This is a genomic window from Salinimicrobium maris, from assembly GCF_049680855.1.
In the GTDB taxonomy this organism is placed as follows: domain Bacteria; phylum Bacteroidota; class Bacteroidia; order Flavobacteriales; family Flavobacteriaceae; genus Salinimicrobium.
This window is the reverse complement of the sequence record NZ_JBMPGS010000001.1, coordinates 440,105-453,518: the sequence shown is the minus strand read 5'-3', so window position 1 is coordinate 453,518 and position 13,414 is coordinate 440,105. Positions and strand designations below refer to the sequence as shown.

Below are 13,414 nucleotides of genomic sequence, written 5' to 3'. Positions count from 1 at the left end.
ATTCTTATCCTTTTTTGTTACCTGTTTTTCCAATCATGCCAAGTAATTTATTGGCTCCTTTCAACACAACAGCAGATTTAAAAACCGTGCCTGCCAAATCTTTAATAATGGTCATGGGGGCAAGGCTTTCTTTGGTATGATTGTAACTTAGAATCGTCTTTTCTTTATCTATCTCCATTTGAAGTTTCAATAAACGAAGATCCCTGTCTATTTCTTTAAAGTTCTTATACTGCCTCATATCAAATCTCTTTCCTATCTTCTTTTGAGCTGTTAAACACTTTTCTGGATATTTTTATAAGCATCTTTTTGCGTATTAGTTTTCTTCCGAAAAGGAGCATAAACAAAATCAGAAGAAAGTAAAAACCGGCGACAATAAAGAAACCACTGCTGGGTACGCCAATCACATCACTTATCCATACCGAAAACGCCAGAGAAATAAATAGAAGGAAAAATAAAGAAAGAAAGCCAATCACTACCATACTAATGGAAGTTGTGGCTCCTTTCATGACCTTTGCAAACATGTCAAGCTTATAATATTCGGCACTGCTCTGGCCGAGAGCTTTGACATTTTTGTTTAATCTCTCTAAGTTTGCTGATATCTTTTCAAATGCCATGTTGTTAGGCTATTGAATTATCTGTAGATGGTTTTACTGAATTAGAGGGCGTTTCAACCTGCTCTTTTTTTTCATTTTTATCGCTCCTTTGAAATTTCGCATTCTGCTTTCTAAGTTCTTCTAGTTTTGATTCTAAACCGTCAATAATTTCATCAGCTTTAAAACTTGCAGAAGAAAGAGTATCTTCCAACCTCGTTTCGAAATCCATTTTAGCCTGACGCGCTTTCTGAGTTAAGTTAGTAGAAGTTTCTCTATACTGTCGGTTAAGATTATCTTGAGTCCTTCTAGCGTTCTCTCCAATTTTGCGACGTGTTTCTTCACCTCTGTCGGGTGCGTATAACATTCCAAGACCTGCTCCAATGGCAGCTCCTGTTAATAATGCTAAAAATGTAGATCCTGTATTTGCCATGTTATCGTTTACTTTTTGATTAGTACTAGATCCAAATTTAAAATTTACATCTGTGCTTCACTGTTAATAACCGGTTAATATCATTTTCCGTTTGCTAATAAACTCTTAAATAGCAAGAGAATAAGTCTTATCCTCCCTTTTTAGTCCAGGAATCACGCAAAGTAACGGTACGATTGAAAATGAGATTTTCACTGCTGCTTTCTTTATCAACATTAAAATAACCTATTCGCTGGAACTGAAAATGATCTTCGGGTTTTACATTTTTTAAACTAGGTTCAAGATAACCTGTGATCGTCTTTAGAGAATCAGGATTTATATAATCAAGAAAATCCTTTTCCTTATCTGCATCAGGAGATTCTACTGAGAATAGGCGGTCATATAGCCTTACTTCAGCTTCAATAGCATGTTTGGCCGAAACCCAGTGCAGCGTTCCCTTCACCTTTCGCATAGATTCTTCGGTGCCGCTTCCGCTTCGGCTTTTAGGATCATACGTACAGTGAATTTCTGTAATTTCTCCGCTTTCATCTTTTATCACATCCTCACCTTTGATGATATACGCGTTCTTTAATCGCACTTCTTTCCCTAAAGTAAGCCTGAAGAATTTTCGGTTCGCTTCTTCCTTGAAATCTTCCCGTTCAATATATAATTCTCTTGAAAATGGCACTTCCCTACTCCCTGCAGCTTCATCCTCGGGATTATTTTCAGCTGTGAGCCACTCCTCTTCCCCTTCGGGATAATTTGTAATGACCAGTTTTACAGGATCCAGAACCGCCATAACTCTAGGCGCATTTTTATTAAGATCTTCACGAATACAGAATTCCAGTAAAGAAACATCGATGATATTTTCTCTTTTTGCAATACCTATAGTTTCGGCAAATTTCTTAATGGAAGCAGGGGTATAACCTCTTCTTCTTAAGCCCGAAATGGTTGGCATCCTTGGATCATCCCAGGAAGATACCATGCCTTTCTCTACCAATTGAAGCAGTTTTCTTTTACTAACGATGGTATGACTTAAATTCCTTCGCGCAAATTCCCGCTGTTTGGGTTTAAAATCATCGCTCTTACTCACCTTTTCAAGGAACCAGTTATACAGTTCCCTATGAGGAAGAAACTCAAGCGTACAAAAAGAATGAGAAACGCTCTCTATAAAATCGCTTTCACCATGCGCCCAGTCATACAAAGGATAGATCATCCAGTCATTCCCGGTACGATGATGTGCCCTATGAAGCACCCTGTACATTACAGGATCGCGCATCAACATATTTTTAGAAGCCATGTCTATTTTAGCCCTCAAAACATGGGCGCCCTGCGCTGTTTCACCATCTTTCATTTTCTCAAAAAGCTCCAGGTTTTCTTCAACCGACCTTTCCCTGTACGGACTGTTCTTTCCGGGTTCTGTAGGAGTTCCTTTTTGTTCAGCTATTACTTCTGAAGGCTGGCTGTCAACATACGCATACCCGTTCTTAATAAGCTCTACCGCCCAGTCGTACAGCTGCTGAAAATAATCTGAAGCATAACATTCCTTTGCCCATTCAAAACCTAACCATTCCACATCCCGCTTAATGGCGTCCACATATTCCTGCTCTTCCTTCATTGGGTTTGTATCGTCAAAGCGAAGGTTTACAGGCGCATTGTATTTTTCTCCAAGACCAAAATTGAGACAAATGGAAGACGCATGCCCAATGTGCAAATATCCGTTAGGCTCGGGTGGAAAACGAAATCTTAGTTGCTCCTTTTTATAATCGGCTTTAAGATCTTCTTCTATAATTTGCTCAATGAAATTGAGGGATTTCTTTTCTTCAGACATAGTTGTTTTATACTTCAATTACGAATCAAAATTACTTAAAATAAACCGCAAAACTACTAAAACAGCGGAATTTGGAAAGATAAAAATCTATTGCCTAATATGTCTCCCCAATAGTTTTTATCTTCGCAAAAAACTGAAACGTGGGTTCCATAAAGATCAAAAATATCAAGGTTTTCGCTTATCATGGCTGCCTTGATGAAGAAGGAAAAATAGGAAGCGATTACAGGGTTGATCTCAAAGTTAAAGGAGATCTATCCCTTTCTGCGAAAACAGACGCCTTGAAAGATACCATAGATTATGTTCACCTGAATAAAATTGTAAAAGAGGAAATGGCCATACGCTCCAAATTACTGGAAAACGTGGCCGAGCGTATCCTCAATCGGGTCCTGGACGAACTGCTTATAGTTCAAAAAGCTACGGTAGATGTTTCCAAGATAAATCCGCCAATTGGGGGGAATGTCAAAATGGTAACGGTGAGGAGAAGTAAAAGTCGGTAAATAAAGAAATAATCCCGAATGCCTTTTTTGGATAGTAAAAAATTATGGACTTCCTAATAAAATTTTATTACATTTGCCTTCCCAAATTTAGGGCATCGTGGCCGAGTGGCTAGGCAGAGCTCTGCAAAAGCTTGTACAGCGGTTCGAATCCGCTCGATGCCTCAACAAGAAAGCTTCCTGAAAAGGGAGCTTTTTTTGTTTCTGAAAAGAGCTTCTGAAACACCATTTTTGGATGCTTACTACGTTTAAGGCTTTAAATTTACCTTCTTCTTCTTAAAATCAGAAAGCGGTTGGAAAAAACTATATTTTCTGAATAAATGTTTCAAAAATGACATTTCTGGATGATCTTCCTGTGAAATGTTTCAGTAATAAGGTATCAGAAGCCTTTACAAGAAGCGATTTAAGCGCCTTTTATTCTCTTTCAGGTGAAATGGTATCAATTTGTTCCTGAAGTTGCGTCAACTCCTCCGGAAGCAGCCCCTGTCCTATTAAAACAAATCCAAATACAATCAAAACAATACTAATAATCCTTTTCATGAGAAAGATCCTGTTTGGAGTAAGTTTTCGGTTGAGTTTTTTAGCTAACAATATCTTGAAAACATCAAAAACTAAATAAGTTCCCAGTACAGTAGCAAAAAATACCGCGATGCGATTGGTTTGCATTTCCATCTTCGGACCAAAAACAATGATCAATCCCAACCAGAATCCTAGGACTCCAATGTTTATAAAATTCAGCAGAAAACCTTTTGCGGCAAGGCCTAAATAATCTCTTTTGTTGAGTTTCTGGATTTCGGGAACTTCCTCGTGCAGCAAAACTTTCTTCGTCTGGATAAACTGAATGATCCCGTAAGTAACTAATATTCCACCCCCAAAGACAAAGAGCGCAGGATCATCCTTTATCCTGTTCAGCAGCTTTGTGGTACTTAAATATGCGATTAGAAGAAAGACAATATCGGCAAAAATTACACCTATATCAAAGGAAATAGCAGCTCTAAACCCTTTTATTGCAGCAGTTTCCAGTAAAACGAAGAATACCGGTCCTAATAGAAAAGCAAGAAAAAAGCCGAGGGGTATGGCAGCCAGAATATCTTGAAGCATTGCGAACTTTTAATTTTACAAATGTAAGCTTTTAGTTCATTTTCTGAATTTCTCCTCCAAAGCTGGTCTTTCGGTCAAGTTGTTGCGGGTTTCCGAAGACAAGGATAGTACCTCCCAGCTTGGCGGTTGCCTTGCAGTATTCACTGGCATAAACCTCTGCTCTCCCTCCTGCACTTATCTTTACATTGGTACTTTCAGAATTAAGGTTTTTCCCGTAGAACTGTCCCCCGGTATTGATCTGGATTTCCTGCTCCTTTACCTTGCCATCAAGCTGTACCTGTCCTCCTGTCACCGCTTTTGAACTCTGCTTTATCGCATCAATCTTTGCGAAAACAGCGGCACCTTCCTGCGCCCGGAAGACCAGATTTGAACCCAAAAGTTCTCCCTGAACTTCCACAACAGAATTTTCATTTACATCAATTACCTGCAGTTTCCTGGTATATACTTTTACCAGCGTATTGTCTTCTGACCAGATGTTTTGCAGAGACATCCTAAGTTCAAGCCTGTTTTCAACCAGCTCATACTTCACCTTTTCTTTGCTGTGGCCGCTAATGACAATTCGGTTTTCTTTGGCGGGAAAAAGCTGAACTTCTATCCCGTTAAAAACCTTTAGTTCATTAAAATCTGATAAAGCTTCGGAAATGTCCTGTGCCGCTGCATTTCCTGAAAAAAGCAGCAGGAATATTCCGAAGACAATATTGTAATATTTTAACCTATTCTTCCACATCTTGCCTGGTACCCATTAGAGTAAAATCGAGATGCCTTTTTACAAGATCGGCATTCTTGACTTTTACATAAACTTCATCTCCCAACTGGTAAACTTTCTTGGTTTTACGACCTACAATTGCATAATTTTCCTGGTCAAAATCAAAATGATCTTCCTTAATATCCCTAAGACGTACCATTCCCTCACATTTATTCGCAACCACTTCTACATATATTCCCCATTCGGTCACTCCTGAAATCACTCCCAAAAATTCTTCCTCCTCGTGCTCCTGCATGTATTTTATCTGCATGAATTTAATGGAATCTCTTTCGGCATTTGTTGCAAGGCTTTCCATATTGCTGCTATGCTTACATTTCTCTTCATATTCTTCTTCCTTGGCAGAAGATTGCCCGTCAAGATAAAGTTGTAAAAGTCGATGCGTCATCACATCTGGATACCGCCTAATAGGGGAAGTGAAATGGGAATAATGACTAAAAGCCAGCCCGTAATGACCAATATTATCGGTACTGTAATAGGCTTTACTCATTGTCCTGATGGCAAGGGTGTCAACTAGGTTTTGTTCCTTTTTCCCCTGTACGTCTTCCAGTAATTTATTCAGGGATTTACTAATGGACTTTTTGTCCTTAACAGTAAATTTATGCCCGAATTTGGAAACCAGGGTTTTAAGTGAAGCCAGTTTTTCATCATCGGGTTCATCATGACAACGATAGACAAAGGTCTTTTTCGGCTTTTGTTTTCCAATAAATTCAGCTACTTTTTTATTTGCTAAAAGCATGAATTCTTCAATAAGCTTATTCGCATCTTTAGAGGTCTTAAAGAAAACCCCGGTGGGTTCATTATTCTCATTAAGATCAAATTTCACTTCAACCTTGTCAAAGGAAATAGCCCCAGCTTTCATCCTCTTCTTGCGCATAATTTTCGCCAGATTATCCATTTCCAAAATAGCAGAAACAACCGCATCTTTAGCGTGATAAGATTTTCCTGTTAAAGAAATTTCTGAAGGAATTTCACTGGCGGTAGATTCTATGATGTACTGTGCTTCTTCATACGCAAAACGTGCATCGGAATGGGTCACCGTTCTTCCGAACCACTGGTCTACAATTTCTGCTTTTTTGTTCATTTCGAAAACCGCGGAAAATGTATATTTCTCCTCATTGGGTCGCAGGGAACAGGCATTATTTGATAAAACTTCAGGAAGCATTGGCACTACCCTGTCTACCAGATAAATAGAAGTTGCCCGGTTATAGGCTTCTTCATCGAGAATGGAATCGGGCTGCACATAATGCGCTACATCAGCAATATGAATTCCAACCTCAAAATTGCCATTTTCTAACTTTCTAAAACTTAGGGCATCATCAAAATCCTTGGCATCTTTTGGATCTATGGTAAAGGTTAATACCTTTCGCATATCACGCCGTTTTTTGATCTCTTCCTCTTTAATGGAAGTATCCAATTTGCCGGCAAACTCTTCTACTTCCGCAGGAAATTCATGAGGAAGACCATACTGTGCCAGTATAGAATGCATTTCCGTATTATGCTCGCCCGGTTGCCCCAGTACCTGTGTTATTTTTCCAAACGGAGAATCGGCTTTTTCCGGCCATTCTTCCATTTCCACAACTACTTTATCCCCGTCCTTTGCATCACCAATCTTGTTCCTCTGTACGAAAATATCAGTATACATTTTGGGATCGGACATGGCCACAAAGCCAAACTTTTCTTTTAGCTGAAGAACTCCAACAAATTCTGTGCGTTTTCTCTCGATGATCTTCGTGATCTCACCTTCATGCTTTTTGTTGCGCCTTCTTTTGTAGATGTATATCTCGACTTCATCCCCATGCAATGCCTTGTTCAAATTATTGGAGGGAATGAAAACATCGTCTTCCAGTTCTTCTACAATTACATAACCGCTTCCTTTAGCCGTAAGATCCAGCACCCCGCGATAATAATCTTCGGTGCCCAAAAGCCGAAACTTACCTCGATTTACTTCTTCAATCTTTTGTTTGGCAGCCAATTGTGCCAGGTTACGAACTATCTTGTTCCTGCTGGTGGGATCATCTACTCCCAGTTTTGCAGCTATTTGTTTATGGTTGAACTCTCTTTCAGGATCTTTTCTCAAAACTCCTAAAATCCTTTTGGTAAAATCTTCGGTTTTGGCAGATCCTTTATTCTTCTTTGTATTTCTAGTCATTGTTCTTATTAAAAGATAAAATTACGGCTTATAAAACAACTCCTTCATTTTAGCCAATAAATTTTTCCCAGGCCGCTCATTTAACGCAGATTTACAAAAATATTTATATTAATTTCTAATTACCAAGTAATTGGAAGCAGTAATTATTTTAAAGCAGATAGATTTAATTCTTAAAAAAATCTTAAATTACCTAATAATTTTAATGTAAAATCCGTTGCTCGAAAGCCAGGACAGGTAAATTATGAATAAATCGACAAAACTCACCATTCTATTTATTTTAATTTTTCTGGTAGGTGTACTTCTTTATGTAATTTCTATCAATAGTTTTCTTAATCATCCCGGTTAGAATATACACTCCCTCTTATCTCAAAAAGAAGCAATTTTTACCTCTTTCATTTCAAGGCAATTATTTATCTTCATAGGGTTTAGAAAATGCTATGAGAGATTTCATCACAGTTGCTGTTTTTACGTATCCTCACGAGTATGCGGTTCTTAAATTATTGCTGGAACAGGCTCAAGTGAATCACTTCTTCCAGAATGAAACCATGGTAGAAGTTTTTCCCTTCTATTCAAACGCCCTGGGCGGAATTTATCTAAAAGTGCATAAAAGCAATACAGAAAAAGCAAAAGAGATTCTTCATTCTCTTGAAGACACAACTTCTCCCCTCAAAATCGTTTAGTTGTCAACACTTATTATATAATATTCTTTTTCTTTCTTTTTTAAAAAATTAAAATGTCTGTTATTATGGTCTGTTGATAAGGGGCATAACTTTTTTTAATTTTTCTTGCTCTTCCAGTTCATTTGTTTAGGTAACAGGTTATGAACTTCTTTATATCTCTTTAACGGCTTGATTTCTAATTAATGTTAAGACTTTATTAACAACTGTTCATAAGAAAGTGTGAAACAAAAAAGCGCATAACTATTTTCTTTTTTTATGTTTATAACCGAGTTTTTGCTGCTGAAAACTTTTCCAGAAATAGCGGATTAAAAATTTTGATGCTAAGAAATATAGTGACTATTGTGATTATTAACCAACATTCCAAATTTGGTTTTTATTTTTTCATCCAATTTTATGAACAAATACTAACATTTTCTAATCCTTTTGTTTTTAAAGCTTTGTAACATTTAATTAACAAACTATAAAATTGAAGTTGATAAGCCTATTTTCTACCTTTGTGAACAACAAAACCCAACAAAAATGAAAATCTCTATTGGAAATGACCACGCGGGAACTGCATATAAATTTGCCATTTCTGAATATCTAAAATCTCAAAATATTGAAGTAAATAATTATGGAACAGATACTGAAGAAAGTGTGGATTATCCAGATTTTGTTCATCCTGTTGCCAAAGATGTTGAAGAAGGTGCGGTAGATTTAGGTATTATTATATGTGGTAGTGGCAATGGCGCTTCCATGACGGCAAATAAACACCAGGGGATTCGATGTGCCCTTTGTTGGACCAAGGAAATTGCAGAACTGGCTCGCGAACATAACAATGCCAATATACTTAGTATTCCTTCAAGGTATACTTCGGAAGCGCAGGCGCTTGAAATGGTCAAGGTTTTTCTAAGAACGGAATTTGCCGGTGGCAGACATGAGCGCAGAGTTGAAAAAATTGCGTGTAAATAATGACAGAAGGATTTCATATTGAGATTAAAACCTTTTCCGAATTAACACTTTTAGAACTTTACCAAATTCTGCAACTGCGTTCAGAAGTATTTGTGGTGGAACAGGATTGCGTATATCAGGATATCGACGGAAAAGATCAAAAAGCCCTTCATGTGATGGGTTTCAAAAATGGGAAACTGGTGGCATATACGCGGTGTTTTCCCCCAGGAATTTATTTTGAAGAAGCGGCTATTGGTCGTGTAGTTGTTGAAAACTCTGCCCGAAAAGAAGGTTATGGTCATAAGATCATGAAGGCTTCTAAAAATGCCATTTTTGAAAGGTTTTCTACCAAAACCATCAAGCTTTCAGCCCAGACGTATCTGATTAAATTCTATGAATCCCATGGTTTTAGACAAATTGGTGAGGGATATTTGGAAGATGGCATTCCTCATATAGGAATGCTCAAAAATTAGGTTTTACTGCAGGATTCTGTTGTATTCTGAAGGTTGGGAAAGAATTTTCTTTGCCTCCAGTATTTCAGGATTCTGCTGTACCGAATAATCAAAAAGTCCTTCTTTATAGAAATATCTTTTAATGATCTCATCTGAAATCAAACTGCTGATTTCAGCTCTTTTTTCATCCAGCGCCCGTTCTTTTTCCTGTTCAAGTATATTTTCCAGTTCCTGGTAAGCAGTAGAAATTTCTTCTGAAAATCCTTCATCTTCAGCAGTTTCGTAGGCTTCTTGTAGATAATGTTCGGTGCTGGTTTCATACTGGAATCCGCTGGATTTCAGGTATTGCTTAAAATCATTATAATCTTCTTTGGTAAAGGTAAAATCTTCAGGTTTTTCCAGAGAATGTTCGTAATAATAATTTGTAGCATAGTCAAAAATGGCATTTTCGAGCAGTAATGCATTTGTCACGCTGCTGTATTCTGAAGTTTCCATAGTGACATCAGGTAAGATTCCGCCGCCATCGTATACTTTTCGACCATTTCGAGTTTTAAACTCGTTGTATTCTTCAGTTTTTATACGAACGGCATTACCTTCTTCATCACGGTTTCTGTAATCTAGTGCCTGTATACATCTTCCGCTGGGGGTATAATAGCGGGAAATGGTAACTTTAAGCTGAGTGCCATAGGTAAGATCTTTAGGACGTTGTACCAGTCCTTTTCCAAAACTTCTGGCTCCCAGGACTACAGCACGATCAAGATCTTGTAGGGAACCCGCAACGATCTCACTTGCAGAAGCACTACGGCCATTTATCAACACCGCCAGCGGAATGGAAGAATCTACCGGCTGACGCATCGTATAATAGGCTTTATTGTATTTATCGACCACAGATTTTGTAGTGGTGATCAACTCTCCTTCCTGTACAAAAATGTTTGAAACATTAATAGCTTCAGAAAGTAATCCTCCGGGATTGCCCCTTAAATCCAGAAGAATGCTTGTCGCCCCCTGATTTTTAAGTTCTTTTAGCGCCTGTATGGTTTCTTTTGAAGCATTTCTATTAAACTGGGAAAGCACGATATATCCAATATTACCGTCGAGCAATTTAAAATAAGGGACTGCTTTTATTTCGATGGAACCGCGTGTTAACACGGTGCTTTGAAGTTCTCCCTGTCTTTTGTAGGTGAGTTCCACCTGTGAAGCTGGAGCACCATTAAGCAGTTCTCCCGCATCTTCTTCAAAACTAGAAATCTCTACATCACCAATCTTAATAATCTCGTCTCCGGCCTTTAAACCGGCTTCATCTGCGGGATATCCCTTATATGGTTCCACAATGGTGATCTTGTGATCTCTCACCATAACGGTTGCGCCAATTCCTGTGTATTCTCCCAGGTTATTGATCTTTGCCGCCTGCACTTCCTGTTCATTCCAGTAATGCGTGTAAGGATCTAAATCCTCTAGCATAGAGTTTATAGCGATATCCATTAATTCCGCAGGATTGGTTTCATCTACGTAATTCATGTTAAGCTCCTTGAACAAAGTGGTGAAAATTTCTATTTGCTTTGCGATCTCAAAAAAATCAGATTTATAGCTTACGGTACTTAAAAACAACAAAACCGCACCACCCACAACTGCAATTCTCTTCCCCTGGTTTTTCATAAAATATTTATTTTAATTCCTTTTCTGTAAACCTTTTCAGCAATTCTTCAGTAACCTTAAACAACTTTTGATAACAAACCTGTTCCCTACCAATATAGATGAACATAAGGGCATATTTTAAATCCATATTACTGGTTACAAGGTACTTATTTTTTCTAAAAGCTTCCCGCATGAGACGCTTTAAATAAATCCTGTCCACGGCTTTTTTGAAATTTCTTTTAGGTACAGAGACAGCGGTTTGAAGAGTGTCATACCGCGCTTCGGAAACCGGCAGGTAAACCAGTTTTAGCGGATATTTATTTAAAGATTTTCCTTCCGTGAACAAACGGGTGATAAGGATCTTACTTTTAAGTTTTTCTTTTCTTCCGAAGCTTTCATTCATGGGTCAAAATTAAGGATAGAAAAATTGTTTTCTGCAGCCCAGGCGCTTTATTTGGAAATGTAGTATAAAAAAAGCCCTTCCTGAGTATTCAGAAAGGGCTTTAAAAATATCATTTTTGAGGCTCTATTCCTGTGTGGTTTCTTCTGCTACATATAAATTATTAGCTCTATCCACATCTGCCATCAGTTGAGACTCATCAAGTTCTATCTTGGCAATTTCAGATTTTGGTTTGGTCAAAGTAAAAGTGTAGGTAGGCATTGCCCACGCCCAGTCATCCTTGACAATCCTGTTGGCATCTTCTGCAGGTTTTTTCATGCGCATCATTTGCAACGGAATGTAAACAACCTCTTGTGAGCCGTTGTTGTAAGTAACCGTGACATCTAATGGCATTGCCATCTCTCCTATTCTCTCTAAGTTCACTTTAGTATTACCGGCATCTTCCTGTACACTTTCAATAGCATAATCAACAACAGCAGTGGTACGAGCAAAATCATTAAGGTACCAGTCCAGTTCAGCTCCCGACACCTTTTCGGCTACTCTTATAAAATCATTTGGAGTAGGATGTTTGAACTTCCAATCATCGTAATAACGATTTAATGTTTTATTCAGATTTTCCTGACCAATGATGTAGCCAAGCTGTGCAAGAAAAACCGCACCCTTAGAGTAGGCTCCAATTCCGTAGTTACGGTTCGTTGTATACCTGTCGGCATGGGTGGTCAACGGCTCTTCTTGTCCTGAATTTGCCAGCCAAAGGTAATTTCTATAGCTGCCGGCGAATGGATTTTCATTGGCCTCGTTCATCACTTGAGCCATCGCCTTAGCACTTATGTAACTGGTGAAACCTTCATCCATCCATTCATGTTTGCTCTCGTTGGTAGCCAAAAGGTGCTGAAACCAGGCGTGTGCCATTTCATGAGCAGTAACTCCTACCAGGCTTGAAAAGCTTCTTTCTCCAGTAATAAGGGTTAACATGGCATATTCCATACCGCCGTCACCACCCTGGATCACAGAATATTGTGGCCATGGATATGCACCAATATGTTCATTAAAGTATAAAAGTAGTTCTTCGGTTTTTGGCTGCAGGTTTTTCCAGTTTTCCTTGATTTCAGGATTGTTCTTGTAAAGGAAATGAAGAACGGTACCGTCTGCAGCTGTTCGTTTGTCGTGGATATATTCAGGATCTGCTGCCCATGAGAAATCGTGAACATCTTCGGCTATAAAATGCCAGTTGTGCTTGTCTCCTCTGGTTTTCTTCACTTTTACGCCTTCATCTTCATAACCGTATCCAATCTCGTTAGCGTTTTGCAGAATTCCAGATGCTCCAAGGATATAATCTTTGTCGATATTGATCTTAACATCATAATCTCCCCATACGCCGTGCCATTCCCGGCCTATGTATGGATCTGCATGCCAGCCTTCAAAATCATATTCGGCAAGTTTAGGATACCATTGTGTCATGGAGAGCGCGACTCCCTCTGCACTGTTTCTTCCTGAACGGCGGATTTGCACAGGCACCTGTCCTTTAAACTGCATGGCAAAAGTGGCTTTTTCACCGGGTAATATTGGTTCTGTAAGCTCTACTTCTAAAACAGTACCCACTTCTTCAAAAGTAAGCGGCTGTCCATTCTGGGTAAGGGAATTCACCCTTAAATAGCCTTGTTCTTCTGGAGAAAGATTGGAAATTCTGTCTCCAACCCTGCTATCGGGATCGGCGATGGTTCTTGAACGAACATCCATCTCGCTCCCGGGCTGGAAGGCATTAAAAAAGAGGTGATAAAATACCCTTTTTAGAGTATCTGGTGAATTATTGGTATAAACCAGCTCCTGTTCACCGGTATATTGAAAATTTTCCACGTTCATATCCACATTCATGGAATAATCTACATGTTGTTGCCAGTATGAAGTGTTGTTTTGCGCGTTTACCGCCCCAAAAGACGCTAATAAAGCAATGCTTAAAAAAATTCTTTTCATAAA

At 38.6% G+C, this 13,414-nt stretch carries 14 protein-coding genes and 1 tRNA gene; 5 read left to right on the top strand and 10 right to left on the bottom strand.

Going from position 1 to position 13,414, the window contains the following annotated elements; all coding sequences use genetic code 11:
• Positions 1–4: 4 nt before the first annotated feature.
• From ACOV1Q_RS02180 to ACOV1Q_RS02165, 4 genes are all read right to left on the bottom strand, one after another.
• Positions 5–238, bottom strand: coding sequence for a DUF6327 family protein (locus tag ACOV1Q_RS02180; protein WP_424492799.1), 234 nt, complete (start codon positions 236–238; stop codon positions 5–7).
• Between the two features lies 1 nt (position 239).
• Complete coding sequence (locus tag ACOV1Q_RS02175) at positions 240–614, bottom strand: phage holin family protein (protein ID WP_424492798.1); 375 nt, start codon at positions 612–614, stop codon at positions 240–242.
• Between the two features lie 4 nt (positions 615–618).
• On the bottom strand, positions 619–1,023 hold the full coding sequence (locus tag ACOV1Q_RS02170) for a YtxH domain-containing protein (RefSeq protein ID WP_424492797.1): 405 nt from the start codon (positions 1,021–1,023) through the stop codon (positions 619–621).
• A gap of 127 nt (positions 1,024–1,150) precedes the next feature.
• Positions 1,151–2,830 (bottom strand): glutamine--tRNA ligase/YqeY domain fusion protein, encoded by a 1,680-nt coding sequence (locus tag ACOV1Q_RS02165; RefSeq protein ID WP_424492796.1) that lies wholly within the window; start codon positions 2,828–2,830, stop codon positions 1,151–1,153.
• 140 nt (positions 2,831–2,970) lie between these two features.
• On the opposite strand from ACOV1Q_RS02165, the gene folB reads away from it, so the two are divergent.
• Positions 2,971–3,327, top strand: a complete 357-nt coding sequence (folB, locus tag ACOV1Q_RS02160) for a dihydroneopterin aldolase (protein WP_424492795.1) — start codon at positions 2,971–2,973, stop codon at positions 3,325–3,327.
• 91 nt (positions 3,328–3,418) lie between these two features.
• Positions 3,419–3,489, top strand: a tRNA-Cys gene (locus ACOV1Q_RS02155).
• A gap of 249 nt (positions 3,490–3,738) precedes the next feature.
• Here ACOV1Q_RS02155 and ACOV1Q_RS02150 read toward each other — a convergent pair.
• From ACOV1Q_RS02150 to rnr, 3 genes are read right to left on the bottom strand one after another with little or no spacing between them, the layout of a single operon-like run.
• Positions 3,739–4,425 (bottom strand): LysE family translocator, encoded by a 687-nt coding sequence (locus ACOV1Q_RS02150; RefSeq protein ID WP_424492794.1) that lies wholly within the window; start codon positions 4,423–4,425, stop codon positions 3,739–3,741.
• Between the two features lie 31 nt (positions 4,426–4,456).
• Entirely contained in the window at positions 4,457–5,152 is a 696-nt protein-coding gene (locus ACOV1Q_RS02145) for a head GIN domain-containing protein (RefSeq protein ID WP_424492793.1), read from the bottom strand.
• Positions 5,139–7,340 carry a ribonuclease R gene (gene rnr / locus ACOV1Q_RS02140; protein WP_424492792.1) on the bottom strand — a complete coding sequence of 734 codons (2,202 nt, stop codon included), beginning with the start codon at positions 7,338–7,340 and terminating at the stop codon, positions 5,139–5,141. The genes ACOV1Q_RS02145 and rnr overlap by 14 nt, the downstream gene beginning before the upstream one ends.
• A 437-nt stretch (positions 7,341–7,777) precedes the next feature.
• On the opposite strand from rnr, the gene ACOV1Q_RS02135 reads away from it, so the two are divergent.
• The 3 genes from ACOV1Q_RS02135 to ACOV1Q_RS02125 all read left to right on the top strand — a co-directional run bounded on the left by ACOV1Q_RS02135 (position 7,778) and on the right by ACOV1Q_RS02125 (position 9,423).
• The gene (locus tag ACOV1Q_RS02135; RefSeq protein WP_424492791.1) at positions 7,778–8,020 is read left to right on the top strand and encodes a DUF2007 domain-containing protein; all 243 of its coding nucleotides are present in this window, start codon (positions 7,778–7,780) and stop codon (positions 8,018–8,020) included.
• A 519-nt stretch (positions 8,021–8,539) separates the two neighbouring features.
• Positions 8,540–8,971, top strand: coding sequence for a ribose 5-phosphate isomerase B (gene rpiB, locus ACOV1Q_RS02130; protein WP_424492790.1), 432 nt, complete (start codon positions 8,540–8,542; stop codon positions 8,969–8,971).
• Positions 8,971–9,423 carry a GNAT family N-acetyltransferase gene (locus tag ACOV1Q_RS02125; RefSeq protein ID WP_424492789.1) on the top strand — a complete coding sequence of 151 codons (453 nt, stop codon included), beginning with the start codon at positions 8,971–8,973 and terminating at the stop codon, positions 9,421–9,423. Before rpiB ends, ACOV1Q_RS02125 begins: the two co-directional genes overlap by 1 nt.
• A 3-nt stretch (positions 9,424–9,426) precedes the next feature.
• Here the strand turns inward: ACOV1Q_RS02125 and ACOV1Q_RS02120 are convergent, their stop codons facing one another.
• The 3 genes from ACOV1Q_RS02120 to ACOV1Q_RS02110 all read right to left on the bottom strand — a co-directional run bounded on the left by ACOV1Q_RS02120 (position 9,427) and on the right by ACOV1Q_RS02110 (position 13,411).
• Positions 9,427–11,058, bottom strand: a complete 1,632-nt coding sequence (locus ACOV1Q_RS02120) for a S41 family peptidase (RefSeq protein ID WP_424492788.1) — start codon at positions 11,056–11,058, stop codon at positions 9,427–9,429.
• Positions 11,059–11,065: 7 nt separating this feature from the next.
• Complete coding sequence (locus tag ACOV1Q_RS02115; protein WP_424492787.1) at positions 11,066–11,440, bottom strand: ribonuclease P protein component; 375 nt, start codon at positions 11,438–11,440, stop codon at positions 11,066–11,068.
• Between the two features lie 123 nt (positions 11,441–11,563).
• Positions 11,564–13,411, bottom strand: a complete 1,848-nt coding sequence (locus ACOV1Q_RS02110) for a M1 family metallopeptidase (RefSeq protein ID WP_424492786.1) — start codon at positions 13,409–13,411, stop codon at positions 11,564–11,566.
• Between the last annotated feature and the right edge of the window lie 3 nt (positions 13,412–13,414).

What these genes read in the sequence shown, in the direction of transcription:
- ACOV1Q_RS02180 (WP_424492799.1), bottom strand. Translation starts at nt 238, where the DNA reads ATGAGGCAGTATAAGAACTTTAAAGAAATAGACAGGGATCTTCGTTTA.
- ACOV1Q_RS02175 (WP_424492798.1), bottom strand. Translation starts at nt 614, where the DNA reads ATGGCATTTGAAAAGATATCAGCAAACTTAGAGAGATTAAACAAAAAT.
- ACOV1Q_RS02170 (WP_424492797.1), bottom strand. Translation starts at nt 1,023, where the DNA reads ATGGCAAATACAGGATCTACATTTTTAGCATTATTAACAGGAGCTGCC.
- ACOV1Q_RS02165 (WP_424492796.1), bottom strand. Translation starts at nt 2,830, where the DNA reads ATGTCTGAAGAAAAGAAATCCCTCAATTTCATTGAGCAAATTATAGAA.
- ACOV1Q_RS02150 (WP_424492794.1), bottom strand. Translation starts at nt 4,425, where the DNA reads ATGCTTCAAGATATTCTGGCTGCCATACCCCTCGGCTTTTTTCTTGCT.
- ACOV1Q_RS02145 (WP_424492793.1), bottom strand. Translation starts at nt 5,152, where the DNA reads ATGTGGAAGAATAGGTTAAAATATTACAATATTGTCTTCGGAATATTC.
- rnr (WP_424492792.1), bottom strand. Translation starts at nt 7,340, where the DNA reads ATGACTAGAAATACAAAGAAGAATAAAGGATCTGCCAAAACCGAAGAT.
- ACOV1Q_RS02135 (WP_424492791.1), top strand. Translation starts at nt 7,778, where the DNA reads ATGAGAGATTTCATCACAGTTGCTGTTTTTACGTATCCTCACGAGTAT.
- rpiB (WP_424492790.1), top strand. Translation starts at nt 8,540, where the DNA reads ATGAAAATCTCTATTGGAAATGACCACGCGGGAACTGCATATAAATTT.
- ACOV1Q_RS02125 (WP_424492789.1), top strand. Translation starts at nt 8,971, where the DNA reads ATGACAGAAGGATTTCATATTGAGATTAAAACCTTTTCCGAATTAACA.
- ACOV1Q_RS02120 (WP_424492788.1), bottom strand. Translation starts at nt 11,058, where the DNA reads ATGAAAAACCAGGGGAAGAGAATTGCAGTTGTGGGTGGTGCGGTTTTG.
- ACOV1Q_RS02115 (WP_424492787.1), bottom strand. Translation starts at nt 11,440, where the DNA reads ATGAATGAAAGCTTCGGAAGAAAAGAAAAACTTAAAAGTAAGATCCTT.
- ACOV1Q_RS02110 (WP_424492786.1), bottom strand. Translation starts at nt 13,411, where the DNA reads ATGAAAAGAATTTTTTTAAGCATTGCTTTATTAGCGTCTTTTGGGGCG.